The sequence below is a fragment of the Flavobacterium sufflavum genome (assembly GCF_004016525.1).
Taxonomy (GTDB): Bacteria; Bacteroidota; Bacteroidia; order Flavobacteriales; family Flavobacteriaceae; genus Flavobacterium; species Flavobacterium sufflavum.
In genome coordinates, this window is record NZ_SACJ01000003.1 from 195,977 (window position 1) to 212,435 (window position 16,459).

At 33.4% G+C, this 16,459-nt stretch carries 14 protein-coding genes; 8 read left to right on the top strand and 6 right to left on the bottom strand.

The window, feature by feature from the left end; translation table 11 throughout:
* Positions 1-93 precede the first annotated feature (93 nt).
* Entirely contained in the window at positions 94-1,269 is a 1,176-nt protein-coding gene (locus tag EOD40_RS06560; protein ID WP_128194098.1) for a GlmU family protein, read from the bottom strand.
* Between the two features lie 126 nt (positions 1,270-1,395).
* Positions 1,396-1,647 carry a type B 50S ribosomal protein L31 gene (locus tag EOD40_RS06565; RefSeq protein ID WP_035662670.1) on the bottom strand — a complete coding sequence of 84 codons (252 nt, stop codon included), beginning with the start codon at positions 1,645-1,647 and terminating at the stop codon, positions 1,396-1,398.
* 238 nt (positions 1,648-1,885) lie between these two features.
* On the opposite strand from EOD40_RS06565, the gene EOD40_RS06570 reads away from it, so the two are divergent.
* From EOD40_RS06570 to EOD40_RS06590, 5 genes are all read left to right on the top strand, one after another.
* Positions 1,886-2,419, top strand: coding sequence for a DUF4199 domain-containing protein (locus EOD40_RS06570; protein ID WP_128194099.1), 534 nt, complete (start codon positions 1,886-1,888; stop codon positions 2,417-2,419).
* A gap of 6 nt (positions 2,420-2,425) precedes the next feature.
* Entirely contained in the window at positions 2,426-3,385 is a 960-nt protein-coding gene (locus tag EOD40_RS06575; protein WP_128194100.1) for a glycosyltransferase family 2 protein, read from the top strand.
* A gap of 136 nt (positions 3,386-3,521) precedes the next feature.
* The gene (locus EOD40_RS06580; RefSeq protein WP_128194101.1) at positions 3,522-5,249 is read left to right on the top strand and encodes a phospho-sugar mutase; all 1,728 of its coding nucleotides are present in this window, start codon (positions 3,522-3,524) and stop codon (positions 5,247-5,249) included.
* Positions 5,249-7,078 (top strand): ABC transporter ATP-binding protein, encoded by a 1,830-nt coding sequence (locus EOD40_RS06585; protein WP_128194102.1) that lies wholly within the window; start codon positions 5,249-5,251, stop codon positions 7,076-7,078. Before EOD40_RS06580 ends, EOD40_RS06585 begins: the two co-directional genes overlap by 1 nt.
* Before the next feature lie 78 nt (positions 7,079-7,156).
* Positions 7,157-7,858, top strand: a complete 702-nt coding sequence (locus tag EOD40_RS06590; protein ID WP_128194103.1) for a DUF2971 domain-containing protein — start codon at positions 7,157-7,159, stop codon at positions 7,856-7,858.
* A 10-nt stretch (positions 7,859-7,868) separates the two neighbouring features.
* Here the strand turns inward: EOD40_RS06590 and EOD40_RS06595 are convergent, their stop codons facing one another.
* From EOD40_RS06595 to EOD40_RS06605, 3 genes are all read right to left on the bottom strand, one after another.
* On the bottom strand, positions 7,869-8,591 hold the full coding sequence (locus EOD40_RS06595; RefSeq protein WP_128194104.1) for a CREC-EF hand family protein: 723 nt from the start codon (positions 8,589-8,591) through the stop codon (positions 7,869-7,871).
* A 105-nt stretch (positions 8,592-8,696) separates the two neighbouring features.
* Positions 8,697-11,165 (bottom strand): TonB-dependent receptor, encoded by a 2,469-nt coding sequence (locus tag EOD40_RS06600; protein WP_164905461.1) that lies wholly within the window; start codon positions 11,163-11,165, stop codon positions 8,697-8,699.
* Between the two features lie 17 nt (positions 11,166-11,182).
* Positions 11,183-12,877, bottom strand: a complete 1,695-nt coding sequence (locus EOD40_RS06605) for a M23 family metallopeptidase (protein WP_128194105.1) — start codon at positions 12,875-12,877, stop codon at positions 11,183-11,185.
* Between the two features lie 177 nt (positions 12,878-13,054).
* On the opposite strand from EOD40_RS06605, the gene EOD40_RS06610 reads away from it, so the two are divergent.
* The 3 genes from EOD40_RS06610 (at position 13,055) to rny (ending at position 15,422) form a co-directional block, all read left to right on the top strand.
* Positions 13,055-13,345 (top strand): hypothetical protein, encoded by a 291-nt coding sequence (locus tag EOD40_RS06610; RefSeq protein WP_128194106.1) that lies wholly within the window; start codon positions 13,055-13,057, stop codon positions 13,343-13,345.
* Between the two features lie 8 nt (positions 13,346-13,353).
* The gene (locus tag EOD40_RS06615) at positions 13,354-13,641 is read left to right on the top strand and encodes a cell division protein ZapA (protein WP_128194107.1); all 288 of its coding nucleotides are present in this window, start codon (positions 13,354-13,356) and stop codon (positions 13,639-13,641) included.
* 218 nt (positions 13,642-13,859) lie between these two features.
* Positions 13,860-15,422 (top strand): ribonuclease Y, encoded by a 1,563-nt coding sequence (rny, locus tag EOD40_RS06625; RefSeq protein ID WP_128194108.1) that lies wholly within the window; start codon positions 13,860-13,862, stop codon positions 15,420-15,422.
* A gap of 114 nt (positions 15,423-15,536) precedes the next feature.
* Here rny and xerA read toward each other — a convergent pair whose 3' ends face one another.
* Complete coding sequence (xerA, locus tag EOD40_RS06630; protein ID WP_128194109.1) at positions 15,537-16,439, bottom strand: site-specific tyrosine recombinase/integron integrase; 903 nt, start codon at positions 16,437-16,439, stop codon at positions 15,537-15,539.
* Between the last annotated feature and the right edge of the window lie 20 nt (positions 16,440-16,459).

Here is a 16,459-nt window from a genome sequence, read left to right on the forward strand (position 1 = left end):
TAATTTTCTATCCAAAACTAAAAAACCGCAAATTCGCCAATTTAAAAAATCTGCGAATTTGCGGTTAAATTATTTTCATTTTTTATTATCGAACTATTCCTTTCGCCACTTTTTAGTTTCCTCAAAAACATGCTCTAAAATAGCCTCTTCTTTTTCGTCAAACTCTATATTTCTCCTACCCATCACCAATCTGGCTGTTTCAAAAGCTTTTTTAGTTATATAAGTCGTAAAACCTGCCGCTCCACCCCAGGAAAAACTTGGAACAAAATTGCGAGGGAATCCGCTACCAAAAATATTCGAGCTCACTCCAACAACTGTTCCTGTGTTAAACATCGTATTGATACCGCATTTACTATGATCTCCCATCATCAAACCACAAAACTGCAATCCTGTTTTAGTAAAACCCTCGGTTTCATAGCTCCACAATTTCACCTCTTCATAATTATTCTTAAGATTCGAATTATTAGTATCAGCACCAATGTTACACCATTCTCCTAAAACCGAATTTCCTAAAAACCCTTCATGTCCTTTATTAGAATAAGCAAATAAGACCGAATTATTAATTTCTCCTCCAATTTTAGAATACGTTCCTACCGTTGTAGCACCATAAACCTTAGCCCCCATCTTAACCACAGCTCCTTCACACAAAGCAAAAGGCCCACGAATAGTAGTACCTTCCATTATTAAAGTATCTTTACCTATATATATAGGTCCTGTAGAAGCGTTTAAGGTTACAAATTCCAACTTCGCACCTTCTTCAATAAAAATATTCTCCGGAGCAATTACATTAACACTTGCTGGAATAGACTGCGATTTTCTATCTTCGGTTAAAAACTCAAAATCTTCGCGTATAGCCGCATCATTTTTAGAAAAAATATCCCAGGTATTCATTACCGTTAAACATTCCTCATCAAATTCTATGATTTCATAAGAATCAAAATCAACCTCTTCCTGAGTATCATTAGCATAGAAAGCAATTACTTCTTCTCCTTTAAAAATGGCCTGATTAGGCTCTAAGTTCGAAACCATTTCAGCCAGAACTTCATTTGGAAGAAACGAAGCATTAATCATCACGTTCTCTTCTAATTCTACCATCGGATATTTATCAGACAAATATTCCTCAGTCAAAGTGGTAATGGTCGAACCCAAATATTTCTCCCATTTTTGACGAATCGTTAGGATTCCTATAAGAATATCAGCTACCGGACGAGTAAAAGTAAATGGTAATAAAGCATTACGGGCTGGTCCGTCAAAAAGTATATAATTCATAAAGTAGTCAAATTTATTAATTGAGTTTTTTCTTAAAACCCGAGCCAAAGTTACAAAGTTTTCAAATAGATAAAAATAAAAAAGCCTCCCAAAAGGAAGGCTCTGTTATTTAAAAACAAATTAAAATTATTTAATGTGTTTAGCGTATTTAGTTTTGAATTTATCAATACGTCCTGCAGTATCGATAAGTTTAGATTTACCTGTGTAAAAAGGGTGAGAAGTTCTAGAGATCTCCATTTTTACAACTGGGTATTCAACACCATCAACTGTAATTGTCTCTTTAGTATCTGCTGTAGATTTAGTAATAAAAACATCATCATTTGACATGTCTTTAAAAGCAACTAATCTGTAATTTTCTGGGTGTACACCTTTTTTCATCTTGAATCTTTTTTATTTGTTTGGCTATAACTCATTTTGAAGCTTCTCTTTTAACAGAAAAGGTATAAAGGAATTATAACTTTTTATTTTAATATTATTTTGAGGATGCAAAAATACAATTATTTTTCAATAAACAAATCTTTATTTCTTTTTTTTATATAAAGAGCTAAAAACAGTTTTTTACTCTTCAATATACAGGGAATTACTATATTTGTTGCTTAATTGAAAGTAACGCACAATGATTCACGAAACCATTAAAAAAAACGGAATTACTTTTGGAATTATAACTGGATTAACTTCTGTTTTAATCACCACTTTAATATATTCTATCGATTTAAATTTGTTCACTTCACCGTGGATTGGTTTTTCTAATTTAGCCTTGTATTTTATCATCGCAATTGTGCTACTTATAAAGACTAAAAAAGAATTCAAAGATACTTTTACTTTTAAAGACGCTTTCACCACTTATTTTATTTCTGCTTTAATTGGAATTCTAATATCTGTTGTTTTCAACATTATACTATTTAACCTTATTGATCCTGCTGCCAAAGATACCATCAAAGAATTAACCATAAAATTCATGATTTCTGCAATGGAGAAATTCAATGCTCCGGCAGAAGGAATCAACAAAGCAATTAAGGATTTAAAAGAAAACGATCAATTCTCAGTTATAGGACTCTTAAAAGGTTCTTTGTCTAATATTGTTTTCTGCACCATTTTTGGTTTAATTTTGGCCGCTTTCTTTAAAAGCAAACCCTCATCACAAGAATAAAAATCGATGAATTTATCTATATTAATACCACTTCTTAACGAAGAAGAATCACTTCAAGAACTTTACACTTGGATTATCAAAGTAATGCAGGAAAACCGTTATTCCTATGAAATCATATTTCTTGATGACGGAAGTTCTGACAAATCCTGGTCTATCATCCAAGGTTTCGCTATCGAAAACACGCATGTAAAAGGAATCCGATTCATGAAAAACTTTGGTAAATCACAGGCTCTGCACGCCGGTTTTGCTAAAGCTCAAGGAGATGTTATCATCACCATGGATGCTGATTTGCAAGACAGCCCGGAGGAAATCCCAGGACTGTATGAAATGATTACCAAACAAAATTTTGACTTGGTTTCAGGATGGAAAAAGAAACGTTACGACTCGGTTGTGGCTAAAAATCTTCCTTCAAAATTATTCAATTGGGCAGCCCGAAAAACTTCGGGAGTCGAATTGAATGATTTCAATTGCGGATTAAAAGCTTACCGAAATGTGGTGGTAAAAAACATCGAAGTTTCAGGCGAAATGCACAGATACATTCCGGTTCTGGCAAAAAATGCCGGATTTGGAAAAATTGGCGAAAAAGTAGTGCAACATCAGGCCAGGAAATACGGTGAAACTAAATTTGGAATGGAACGTTTCATTAACGGTTTCTTAGACTTAATCACCATTTGGTTCCTATCCCGATTTGGAAAAAGACCGATGCACTTATTTGGAGCCATTGGTTCTCTTATGTTCATCATCGGTTTTTTACTGGCAGGATATATTGGTTTTTCTAAATTATATCACATGTACAACAATATGCGTTACAGCTTAGTGACTAACAATCCTTGGTTTTACATAGCATTAACCACAATGGTATTAGGGACGCAATTATTTTTAGCAGGTTTTTTAGGCGAAATTATTTTACGTACTAAAAACAATGAAGAACGCTATAAAATTTCAAAAGAGATTAATTTTTTATAGTTAAAACTCATTATCAACACAATACAAATCTATTTATTTCTTATATTCCGAATAAAATAGTCGTTGTTAAAAACAATGCATTACAAAAACTAAAAACAACCCAATATAAAAACGAGAACCGTAAAACGCGACAGAAATGGAAACTAAACAACACATTTTAGATGCAGTTAATGAATGGCAAAGCCCTACATTTGACACCGCAACCCAAGAAGCACTTAACGAACTGATAAAAAATGCCCCAAAAGAACTTGAAGAAAGTTTTTACAAAAACTTAGAATTTGGAACTGGAGGAATGCGAGGTATTATGGGCGTGGGAAACAACCGAATTAACAAATACACATTGGGAAAAAGCACTCAAGGACTTTCTAATTACCTGAAATCTGTTTTTCCTAACCAACCTATAAAAGCGGTTATTGCTTTTGATTGTCGTCATAACAGTAAATCTTTAGCTAAGGTTGTCGCTGATGTTTTCTCTGCCAATGGAATTCAGGTATATCTTTTTTCAGATCTAAGACCAACACCCGAATTATCTTTTGCACTTAGACATTTAGGTTGTCAATGCGGAATCGTTTTGACCGCTTCTCACAACCCACCTGAATATAACGGTTACAAAGTATACTGGCAGGATGGAGGACAAATTGTACCTCCTGAAGATGAAGCAATCATCAATGCCATCGAAAAATTAAATTACGACGAAATCAAATTTGATGCTAACGAAGATTTGATTCAATATATCGACAAAGAAGTTGACCAGGCCTTTATCAAATCAACTATTGAAAATGCCAGTTTTGATACACCTGCTGAAGCAAAAGACAATTTAAACATTGTTTTCACTTCATTGCATGGGACTTCCATTACTGTAGTTCCTGAAACTTTTGCTCAAGCGGGTTACAAAAACGTACATCTGGTTGAAGAGCAATCGGTTCCTAATGGTGATTTCCCTACGGTAAAATCTCCAAATCCTGAAGAACCGGAAGCTTTGACTTTAGCATTGGCTCTTGCGGATAAAACAAATGCTGATATCGTTATTGGTACCGACCCTGATTGTGACCGTCTAGGAATTGCTGTTCGAAATAACGAAGGCGAAATGACCTTGTTGAACGGAAACCAAACGATGATTTTAATGACTGCCTTTTTACTGGAAAAATGGAAAAAAGCAGGCAAAATTAACGGAAAACAATTTGTAGGCTCTACTATCGTTTCTACTCCTATGATTATGGAATTGGCTTCGGCTTATGGTGTTAATTTCAAAGTAGGTTTGACCGGTTTCAAATGGATTGCCAAAATGATTAAGGATTTCCCTGAATTACAATTCATCGGCGGTGGAGAAGAAAGTTTCGGATATATGGTAGGTGATGCCGTTCGTGATAAAGATGCAGTTGCTGCAACCTTATTAATTTGCGAAGTGGCAGCTCAAGCCAAAGCTAACGGAAGTACGGTTTACAAAGAATTATTGAAATTATACGTAGATCACGGATTCTTCAAAGAATATTTAGTTTCATTGACTAAAAAAGGAATGGAAGGCTTACAGGAAATCAACCAGATGATGATTGACCTGAGAGAAAATCCATTAAAAGAAATCAACGGACAACGTGTGGTAATGGTCGAAGATTACGATTCTTCTATTGCTAAAAATTTACTTGACGGTGAAGAATCGGTTATGGACATGCCAAAATCAAACGTGTTGATTTATTATACTGAAGATGGTTCAAAAATTTGCGCCAGACCTAGTGGAACCGAGCCTAAAATCAAATTCTACATCAGTGTAAATACTGAACTTGATGCTGTTGAAAATTTCAATGAAGTAGAAAACATCTTAGACGACAAAATAAAAAATATCATTACTGCAATGCAATTGAACTAATGGACAAAAGCTTATTAAAATTATTTCCTTACTTAAAACCTTACAATTCTCACATTATATGGAATGTGATTTATAATATTTTATATGCTTTTTTTAGCACCATTTCGATGCTAACATTACTTCCTGTGCTTGATGTTCTTTTTGGAAAGGCAAAAGAAGTATTTACAAAACCTACCTACACAGGGATTGGAAATATAAAACAGTATGGCACAGAATACATGTATTATCAAATTTCAACATTAACACAAGGCAACAGTATTCAAGTTGCTTTGTTGTTTGTTGTATTAATGATAATTACTACTTTTTTATTAAAAAATCTCTTTAACTATTTAGCATCATTCCATATCATGCACCTTAAAAATGGAGTTCTTAAAGATTTAAGAAAATCCATGTATGATAAAATTATTGAATTACCAATATCTTACTATTCGGAGAAAAGAAAAGGAGATATTATGGCCCGTATGCTGGGAGATGTCAACGAAGTACAAAATTCATTTTTTTCAATCTTAGAACTCGTTGTAAAAGAACCGCTAACTATCATTTTTGCCTTAGCTACGATGTTTTTCATAAGTACAAAACTTACTTTATTTGTTTTGATTTTCATGCCTATATCAGGCTGGATTATTTCAAAAGTAGCAAAAAGTCTAAGAGCTAAATCATTAGAAGCTCAAAAAGAAAGCGGATTTCTAATTTCTATTGTAGATGAAACTTTAGGTGGATTAAAAGTAATTAAAAGCTACAACGCCGAGCCAAATTTCAAAAACAGATTCAATGATTCTGTGATGAGATTACTAAATTTATCAAATAGCATTGGTACTAAAAATAACCTGGCTACACCATTAAGTGAATTTCTGGGAGTAACAACCATAGCCATTTTACTTTTTTATGGTGGTAATTTAGTTTTAATAGACAAAACATTAGATGGATCTTCTTTTATTGTTTATCTTACTTTAGCTTTCAACATTCTTACACCTGCTAAAGCAATCTCTAAAGCTTCTTATGCTGTAAAAAATGGATTAGCTGCTGCAGAACGTGTTTTTGAAGTTTTAGAAGTTGAAAACGAAATTACTTCAAAAGAAAAAACCACTGACAAAAACACTTTTGATTCTGAAATAACTCTCAAAAACATTCACTTTAAATATGAAGATGAAAATGTTTTAAAAGACTTTTCTCTTGAAGTCAAAAAGGGACAAACTATTGCTTTAGTTGGTCAATCGGGAAGTGGAAAAAGTACCATTGCCAATTTACTGACTCGTTTTTATGATGTTAACGAAGGTAGCATTGCTATTGACGGAGTAAACATCAAAGACATGAACTTACAATCTTTGCGCGGATTGATGGGATTAGTTACTCAAGACAGCATTTTATTTAACGACACCATAAAAGCAAATATTTCTTTAGGAAAACCAAATGCTTCTGACGAAGAAATTATCGAAGCTTTAAAAATTGCCAATGCCTACGAATTTGTAAAAGACTTGCCAAACGGAATTTACACTAACATTGGCGATAGCGGAAATAAACTATCGGGTGGTCAAAAACAACGTTTGTCAATTGCTCGCGCCGTATTGAAAAACCCTCCAATTATGATTCTGGACGAAGCAACATCTGCTTTGGATACTGAAAGCGAAAAATTTGTACAAGTGGCATTGGAAAACATGATGCAAAACAGAACCTCAATTGTTATAGCTCACCGTCTTTCTACCATTCAAAAAGCAGATACGATTATCGTTATGAAAAAAGGAAAAATTGTAGAACAAGGCACACATGAAGAATTGATTGCTTTAAATGGCACTTATAACAAATTAGTTTCCATGCAATCTTTAGAATAAATAATTATAATTTAATATCGCTTTATTTTAGATTCAAAAAACGAATAATATCTTTATGCAACTTTAAATCTAAAAGCAATGTATCACAACAATCTAAATATCAAACTTCCGGAAGATACCGAAACTGTAGTTTGGAAATATTTAGATTTATCAAAGTTTTTAGATTTATTGCTTTCGCAAAAATTATTCATGTCCCGTTCGGACAAATTTGAAGATCAATACGAAGGCACTTTTAGCGAGCCTACCTATGAAGAAATCAAGAAACTAGCTATTGACAATCCTGATTTTATCAATTATTACAAAACACATCGGGAAAAAGTAGCCATCAGTAGCTGGCATATTAATGAATACGAATCTTTTGCGATGTGGCAAATTTTTACCCAAAACAGTGAAGGTCTTGCCATTCAATCTACCATTGGAAGATTACAAAAATCCTTGAATCCTGAGAATCATTTTAAACAATATATTGGCGAGGTAAACTATATCGACTACAAGAAAGAATACATTCCTTTTGATGATTTATTCTTCCCTTTTCTATTTAAACGAAAAAGTTTTCAATACGAACGTGAAGTCCGAATTATAACTGACGTTACTGACAGCAAAATAAAACTGAATGATGGCTTAAAAATCAATGTAGACATCAATCAATTGATTGAAAAAATCTACATTCATCCTAAATCGGAAAACTGGTATAAAAACCTGGTCATCGAATTGGTAAAACAATTAGGATTTGATTTCACGATTGAAAAATCAGACTTAGAAAGTGACATTCTGATTTAAACAAAAAACATTAAATAGGTTCGTAATTTACAACTTCCCAATCTTTAGCCAATAAATTGATGTAACCATATTGCACCACATCATTTTTATCAAATTGACCATTTTTATTGGTATCCTCAACGGTTCTAAAATACAAACGATTTTTAGATTCGATTAAATTCCAATCGATTAACTCCTGAAAATCAGCCGAAATTTTAGTAAAATGCTCACCACTGATTTCACTTAAATACAAGGATTTAATATCACTCGTATCTAATTTTCCATCTTTATTTGTATCGACATCATACATGGTGTACACTAAAATTTGTTTATTGGTTTTTTCGGCAATTGCCTTTAAATAAGTAACCGTCAAAATCAAAGCAGGCTTATCAGTTAAGGATTTTATCGAATCAGAATCAATTTTCTGGAACTTTAAATTTTGTAAAAAACCTGTAATTTCATCATCACCCAAATTAGAGACAGTAAAACTCAAATCGATTACACTGGAAGAACCATACTTCACTTTTGTCCCTTTCTCATACACTCTTAAATCACCAACAGGATGAATTAAATAGTTTGTCCCTTCCATCTGAATTGGTAAATCGGCAATAGAAACCTGAGTCGAATCAACTTTAGTAAGCTGTTTTCCCTTATTAGCAGTATCATAAATCACTTTGGGTTTTTCTACTTCTTTTTTGCAACTTCCTAAAAGTAAAATTGCAATATTTATCAAGACTACAGGTACTATTTTCATTGGGATACGGTATTAAAATATTTTCAAATGTAATGATTTTTAAAAATGCTTTTTAAATTTAAACTTAATTTATGATATAAGAAAACTCCAAAAACTAAAACTTTATTACAATTTAGCATTCAATTTTACATTGAATATTCTTGTTGTCATATAATTAGGTATGGCATATTCGTTTTTAGAATACACATCACGCACCCAAGTATTGGTAATTGCATTTTGATTATTAAACAAATTGAATATTTCTAAGCCTATGGATAATTCTTTAAAATTCCCCAACCAATTCTTTCTGACTTTTGTCGAAGCGGCATCAATTAAAATTTTAGAAAAACCAATATCAACTCGACGATAATCATTCAATCGGTTTTGGTACACATAAGGATCAGAATAAGAAGGAGAACCTCCAGGCAATCCGGTATTGTATACCAAATTCAGATACAATTTCATACTTGGAATATTTGGCATATAATCTTGAAACAAAACGCCAAATTTCAGTCGTTGATCTGTTGGTCGGGCAATATACCCCTTATTATTCGAATTTTCTTCCGTTTTAAGATAACCAAAACTAAACCATGATTCAGTTCCGGGAACAAATTCACCATTCAATCTAAAATCCAATCCTTGCGCATAAGCTTTTGCATCATTATTTGCTGCATAACGAATTCTAACATTATCAATAGTATAATTATTAACATCCGTAAGCGATTTATAATACAACTCCGAAACCAATTTAAAAGGACGTTTCCACATTTGGAAACTATATTCATTTCCAAGAACCACTTGGACTGATTGCTGAGCTTTCACGTTTGGCTGAACCGCCCCACTGGCATCTCTGAGCTCTCTATAAAAAGGCGGTTGGTAATAATATCCTCCAGAAATCCTAAAAATCATCTCTTTTTCCCAATTGGGCTTTAAAGCCAATTGTGCTCTGGGGCTAAAAACCGTTTGCGAATTAGCCGGAGCATTCGTTCCTGATACTCCCCAATTTTGCATTCTAACACCTGCTGTGTACCAAAGCTGTGCATTTTCCAAATTACTTTTAGCATTCCATTGCACAAAAGCCGAAAATCGATTGATGGTATTAAAATTAGTTGCAAATACACTTTGATACGGAGCCAAAGGTCCTGTAAAAGAAGTATAGGGTTCGTCTTTTTGAGCAAAATTGATTATTGGTGGATTAATAGAAAATCCCGCCGAATCAACAACTTCCCACTCCATTATCCGATCCCGAATAGATTCACGGGTGTATTTTACTCCAAATTCTAAATTACTTTTTGCCCAATCATAAAAACCTTTGACTTCAGAATTCAAAATCAAAGCATCTAAATCATTGCGAGCATGATTCAACTGGGTTCCGATTCCACTGGTATAAGATACATCATCATAAGTTTCTGTTCCAATAGTCGTATCATTCTCCCCTAAACGATATTGTGCCAAAATATCAAAATGTTCCTGTTCCAAAGTGTGATAAACAGAACCAATAAACTTAAATATAAGCCGATCAGAAGCCTTAAACGTAGTTTTCAAAGCAGCAAAATAAGTCTGATACTTATCTTTTTCCTGCCCATCATAAAATACCGTCAATAGCATCGGTTTATCAGCCGTCCCAAATTTTGTCTTTCTTAATAAAGGCTCATAATCATACTTATTCTGAGATATATTCCCTAGAAAACTCCATTGCCATTTTGCAGATGCCTGGTAATTGACATTGGTTTGTACATCAACAAAGGAAGGTGTATAATTCGTTTCTGTATCCTGACTATTCACTAACAAGCTATTATTTCGATAACGAACTCCCGTAACCGCAGTCCATTTTTTATTTTTAGAAACGGCATCTACAGCAAGGCTTCCACCAAGAAAACTCGCTTCAAAAGCTGCTGCAAATTGAGTAGGATTTCGATACGTAATATCCAAAACAGAAGATAACTTATCGCCATACTTAGCCTGAAATCCTCCTGCCGAAAAATTGACATTTTGAACCAAATCAGTATTCGTAAAACTCAAACCTTCCTGTTGCCCGGAACGAATTAAAAAAGGACGGTAAACTTCTATTTCGTTAACATAAACCAAGTTTTCATCATAATTTCCGCCCCTAACAGAATACTGGGTACTCAATTCATTGTTGGAATTGACTCCTGCTAAAGTTTTCAATACATTTTCGATTCCGGCATTAGCTCCTGGAGTTTTCTTGATAACATCAGGCGTAATAGTAGTAATTCCCTGAATTTGGCTTTTTTTGTCTTTTGTAATGATGATTTCCCCCATTTGTTCCTCATGTTCATTCATTACCAAATTCAATTCGTAATCCTCCGAATTTTTCAATAATAAAGAAACCGTTGATTTTTTGAATGACAAATGACTAAAAACAAGATTTATTTTTTTATTTACAGGAACTTTAATGGCATAAAAACCTTTTGCATTAGATTGGGTTGTATGTCCTAAAAACGAAATATTAACATTACTTAAAGGCCTATTTTGAGCATCGAGCAGAGTTCCCTTTACTTTAGCTAATTGCGCCAAAGAAGAAAAACTAATCCAAAACAAAACAAAAACAAAAACAAAAGCTGCTTTACTGATTTTCAAAGTATCCAATATTATTTTTGACTTCTAAAAAAATGGGTTTCAAATGTAGTTGCATTACCCACCTGGTCTGTCACTACAACTTTTAAATCATTAGCTCCCTCGGCAACAATTCCATCACTAAAATTATGAGTGATTTTTCTAGTTTTAGCATCATATTCAAATAAAATCCAATTTCCATTCAAATAACCGTTGTATGATTTTATACCCGAACCACTATCCCTGATAGAAAGTTGGATTGCTTTTTCAGCACTCAACCAGCGGCCTTCAATAGGTTTTGCAATAGCAATTATAGGCGAAGTGCTATCCATAGCCAATGTATACTTCCCTAAAGTCCGCACCTTAGTTGTGTAAAGATTCCCTTTCGCCGTTGTAGCATTATAACCTAAACTTCCACTGGAACTCAAACTCGCTATATAAACTTTACTTTTTTGCTCTTCGGTATATTTATCACTTTCTATAGCAATTTCAAAACTGGAATGTACAGGAACGGTATCATCATGAAGTGTTAAAACATTTCCGTTTACGGCAAAATTCATAGCAAAATCATCATAAAAAGTGCCCACCGGAAAACTGGCAGTCATACTATCTTTTGAAAAAATATTATCTTTTTGGGCTTTAACAAAATAATTAGACGTTATACTTTCTTTCCCTACAATTGGACTAGAAGTGTCAAAAGCAATCGGAATATTGACAATTGTAGTATTTCCTGAAAAATCAGCAATCTCAATTCGATACACTAAATTTAAATTAGGAACTACATTTACAATTCCGTTATCTGCATCCGTTTTAATAATACTAAAATTAAAAGGAGTAGTCATAAACAGTTTTTGAACTCTTTGAGACGTTTTTTTATAACGGGCATAATCAATAAAAGCATTCACATAACGCATTTCATCAAAAGAATAAGTATCGAATTGGTAACCAAAAACAGCTTTCCCATTCAAATAAGACTCCACTTTATAAACCCCATTTTTACTAAAAGAGACATTATCATAATCATCAGCAGTAATTCCAAAACCAATTTTCCCATTAGCCAAAACCTTATTGGCTAAATAAGTGCCATCTTTTTGCAAACTGACATTCAACAACAAAGGTCGCTTTGATTGATTAGCCGTTGTTCCCTCTAACGGATAAACATAAACAGCCGATAACAACGGTTTTTTAGTGTCTTGTAAATTTTTATCAAACCCAAATAACATTGGATTAATAATTTTTTCAGTTTTGGTATCCCTGAATTCAAAATGCAAATGCGGTCCTTCCGAAGAACCTGTATTTCCAGAAAGCGCAATAATTTCACCTTTCTTCACCACTAATTCATTAGCTTTTGGAAACATTTCAATCTCAAAAGCCTGCTCTTTATAATGCGTTTTTTTGATATATTCTTCAATAGCAGCGGTTGCTGTTTGTAAATGACAATAAACCGTTGTAAATCCGTTAGGATGATTAATATAAATGGCTTTTCCGTTTCCAAAAGGAGAAATTTTAATACGCGAAACATAACCATCGGCAGCAGCATGCACTTCTAAGCCTTCTTTTTGTAAGGTTTTAAAATCAAAACCCGCATGAAAATGATTCGGTCTTAATTCGCCAAAATTCCCTGCCAATTGCATCGGAATGTCTAAAGGAGCCTGGAAATAATCTTTTGGATAAGTGGTTTGAGCGATAACAGCTCTAGAAATCAATAGAAAAAAAAGGAAAAATCTCATGCGTATCATTTTTGCTAAGATAAAAAAACTAATTCGGAATGCTTTATAAAAAAAGTTTTTTTGTAACCAATTACAGTACAACATTTTGACTATTTTATAATAAAAAAACCAATAAAATATTGCAATACTAAAAAGTAATACTAAATTTGTAATATTAAGTAATGAATAGGATTTATAATGAGTGTAATTGCAGAAATAATTGATACTCTTGAAAATAAAGTTGGAAAGCTTATTCTAAAACTAAAAAATTTAGAAAAAAACAATCAAGATTTAACTATCGAATTAAAGAAATCTGCCCAAATCATACAAAATCAATCTCAAGAGATTGAAGCTTTAAAAGCGCAGTATGAGACACTTAAAATTGCCAATTCATTATTAGGCAGTGACGAAAACAAAAGAGATACAAAGCTTAAAATAAATTCATTAATTCGTGAAATTGATTACTGTATAGCACAGTTGTCAGATTAGTATAAACAATGGACGAAAAGCTTAAAATTAAAATATCAATTGCTGACCGGGTATATCCGCTAACCGTGGATCCATCTCAGGAAGAAGGACTTAGAAGTGCTTCTAAAAAAATTGATAGTATGATAAAGCAATTTGAAGAAAACTATGCTGTTCGCGATAAACAAGACGTTTTAGCCATGTGTGCCTTGCAATTTGCATCGCAGGTAGAGCAAAAACAGATTGACAATGCTATTAATGGAGACGAAACCATCGATAGAATTCAAAAAATTAATGCCATTTTAGACGAAAATCTTTAAAAAAACGACGTTCTTTTAAACAACTAAGATACTGCCTACATTAGTTCATATTTGATAAACTCAACACTAACAATTTAGAATGAGCAAATCATCGTTACTATAGCAAGCCAATTCAGTTTGGAAGCTTGAACAACGAGTTAGCTCAAAACTTGTCTTTTCGAGTTTATACAAACAACTTAATGTAGGCTTTTTTTTTATATATTAATTTTAAAACAAACATGGACATATTAACGATTATTATTTCGGGAATCATAGGTGTTGCAGCTGGATTTGGTATTGCTAAATTCATAGAAAAAAGCAACATCTCTAACCTTATCAAAAATGCAAAAAAAGAGGCAGCTTCAATCTTGAAAGATGCTAATTTTGAGGCTGAAAACATAAAAAAAGACAAAATTCTTCAAGCTAAAGAGAAGTTTATCGAATTAAAATCAGAGCACGAACAAGTCATTTTGGCTCGTGATAAAAAAGTCGCTGAAGTAGAAAAAAGAATCAGAGACAAAGAATCTCAAGTTTCTAACGAATTATCTAAAGCTAAAAAAGTTAACGATGATTTTGAGAAAAAAACTGCCGAATTTGAAGCTAAAATTGAAGTTTTAGACAAAAAACAAGCTGAAGTAGACAAACTACACAAAAGCCAATTACAACAATTAGAATTAATTTCTGGTTTATCTGCTGAAGAAGCTAAAGAACAATTAGTAGAAGGCTTAAAAGCTGAAGCCAAAACTAAGGCGATGTCTCATATCCAGGACACTATTGAAGAGGCTAAATTAACAGCACAACAAGAAGCTAAAAAAATCATCATCAACACTATTCAACGTGTTGGAACTGAAGAAGCAGTGGAGAACTGTGTTTCTGTATTTAACATCGAATCCGATGATGTAAAAGGTAGAATCATTGGTCGTGAAGGTAGAAACATCAGAGCTTTAGAAGCTGCTACAGGAGTAGAAATTATTGTTGATGACACACCGGAAGCTATTATTCTTTCTTGTTTTGATCCTGTTAGAAGAGAAATTGCCCGTTTGTCTTTACACAAATTAGTAACTGACGGACGTATTCACCCTGCACGTATCGAAGAAGTGGTTGCTAAAACAGCTAAACAAATTGACGATGAAATTGTCGAAGTTGGAAAACGTACCGTTATTGACCTAGGAATTCACGGTTTACACCCTGAATTAATTAAAGTTGTAGGTAGAATGAAATACCGTTCTTCTTACGGACAAAACTTATTGCAACACTCTCGCGAAGTTTCTAAACTTTGTGGTTTGATGGCTGCCGAATTAGGACTAAACGTTAAGTTAGCTAAAAGAGCCGGTTTATTACACGATATTGGAAAAGTACCGGATACTGAAAGTGATTTACCTCACGCATTATTAGGAATGCAATGGGCTGAGAAATATGGTGAAAAAGAAGAAGTTTGCAACGCAATTGGAGCTCACCACGATGAGATTGAAATGAAATCTTTATTATCTCCTATTATTCAGGTTTGCGATGCTATTTCCGGAGCTAGACCTGGAGCAAGAAGACAAGTACTAGATTCTTATATTCAACGTTTAAAAGACCTTGAAGAAGTTGCTTACGGATTCAACGGAGTTAAAAATGCTTATGCAATTCAAGCCGGTAGAGAATTACGTGTAATTGTTGAAAGTGAAAAAGTTTCTGATGATAATGCTGCGACTTTATCTTTCGAAATTTCGCAAAAAATACAAACTGAAATGACTTATCCTGGTCAGGTGAAAGTTACCGTAATTAGAGAAACAAGAGCAGTAAATATTGCTAAATAAAACTATAAATCCCAATCCCGATAGCTATCGGGATTAAACTCCAAATTCCAATAATTATTAATTGGAATTTGGAATTTTTTATTTAATCTCCTAACATTGGAATTTGGAATTTAATTACATGTTTTTTCGAGGATGGCAATTCTCAAGCACTTCTGTTAAAAATTTCCTATCTAAATGTAAATAAACCTCAGTAGTCGTTATCGATTCATGCCCCAGCATTAATTGAATCGACCGCAAATCGGCACCATTTTCAAGAAGATGCGTTGCAAAAGAATGTCTAAAAGTATGCGGACTTATTTTTTTTGTCAAACCAATCTTAGAAGCTAAATTACTTATAATGGTAAAAACCATAGCACGGGATAACTGCCCTCCTCTTCGATTTAAAAACAAGGTATCACTAAACTCTTTTTTTACCGGAACAGATCCCCTTACATTATCCTTATAAATAAGAATATATCTTTTTGTCGAATTAGCAATAGGCACAAAGCGTTCTTTATTTCCTTTTCCGGTAATTTTAATAAAGCCCTCATCAAAAAACAAATCGGATATTTTAAGCGATACTAACTCCGAAACCCGAAGACCACAACCGTACAAAGTCTCCAACATGGCTCGATTGCGTTCGCCTTCATTCGAAGACAAATCGATAGCAGCGATTAAAGCATCTATTTCTTCAACCGCTAAGGTATCCGGTAATTTTCTGCCCGTTTTAGGAGCTTCAATCAATTCCATCGGATTATCAACCCGATAATCTTCAAAAATCAAATAACTAAAAAAGCTTTTTAATCCCGAAATAATTCGCGCCTGAGAACGCGCATTTACCTGACTGGAAATAGCATATATAAACTGCTGAATGGTTTCCTCTCCAATTTTCAATGGAGAAATTTCCATTTTGTGTTCAGCAAGAAACAAACACAAACGCTCAATATCAAAAGAATAATTAGCAACAGTATTCTTTGACAAACCGCGTTCTATTTTAAGATAGGATTGATAACTTTTTATATAGGAATTCCAGTTCATATTACAAATAAACGACTTTT

What these genes read in the sequence shown, in the direction of transcription:
- EOD40_RS06560 (WP_128194098.1), bottom strand. Translation starts at nt 1,269, where the DNA reads ATGAATTATATACTTTTTGACGGACCAGCCCGTAATGCTTTATTACCA.
- EOD40_RS06565 (WP_035662670.1), bottom strand. Translation starts at nt 1,647, where the DNA reads ATGAAAAAAGGTGTACACCCAGAAAATTACAGATTAGTTGCTTTTAAA.
- EOD40_RS06570 (WP_128194099.1), top strand. Translation starts at nt 1,886, where the DNA reads ATGATTCACGAAACCATTAAAAAAAACGGAATTACTTTTGGAATTATA.
- EOD40_RS06575 (WP_128194100.1), top strand. Translation starts at nt 2,426, where the DNA reads ATGAATTTATCTATATTAATACCACTTCTTAACGAAGAAGAATCACTT.
- EOD40_RS06580 (WP_128194101.1), top strand. Translation starts at nt 3,522, where the DNA reads ATGGAAACTAAACAACACATTTTAGATGCAGTTAATGAATGGCAAAGC.
- EOD40_RS06585 (WP_128194102.1), top strand. Translation starts at nt 5,249, where the DNA reads ATGGACAAAAGCTTATTAAAATTATTTCCTTACTTAAAACCTTACAAT.
- EOD40_RS06590 (WP_128194103.1), top strand. Translation starts at nt 7,157, where the DNA reads ATGTATCACAACAATCTAAATATCAAACTTCCGGAAGATACCGAAACT.
- EOD40_RS06595 (WP_128194104.1), bottom strand. Translation starts at nt 8,591, where the DNA reads ATGAAAATAGTACCTGTAGTCTTGATAAATATTGCAATTTTACTTTTA.
- EOD40_RS06605 (WP_128194105.1), bottom strand. Translation starts at nt 12,877, where the DNA reads ATGAGATTTTTCCTTTTTTTTCTATTGATTTCTAGAGCTGTTATCGCT.
- EOD40_RS06610 (WP_128194106.1), top strand. Translation starts at nt 13,055, where the DNA reads ATGAGTGTAATTGCAGAAATAATTGATACTCTTGAAAATAAAGTTGGA.
- EOD40_RS06615 (WP_128194107.1), top strand. Translation starts at nt 13,354, where the DNA reads ATGGACGAAAAGCTTAAAATTAAAATATCAATTGCTGACCGGGTATAT.
- rny (WP_128194108.1), top strand. Translation starts at nt 13,860, where the DNA reads ATGGACATATTAACGATTATTATTTCGGGAATCATAGGTGTTGCAGCT.
- xerA (WP_128194109.1), bottom strand. Translation starts at nt 16,439, where the DNA reads ATGAACTGGAATTCCTATATAAAAAGTTATCAATCCTATCTTAAAATA.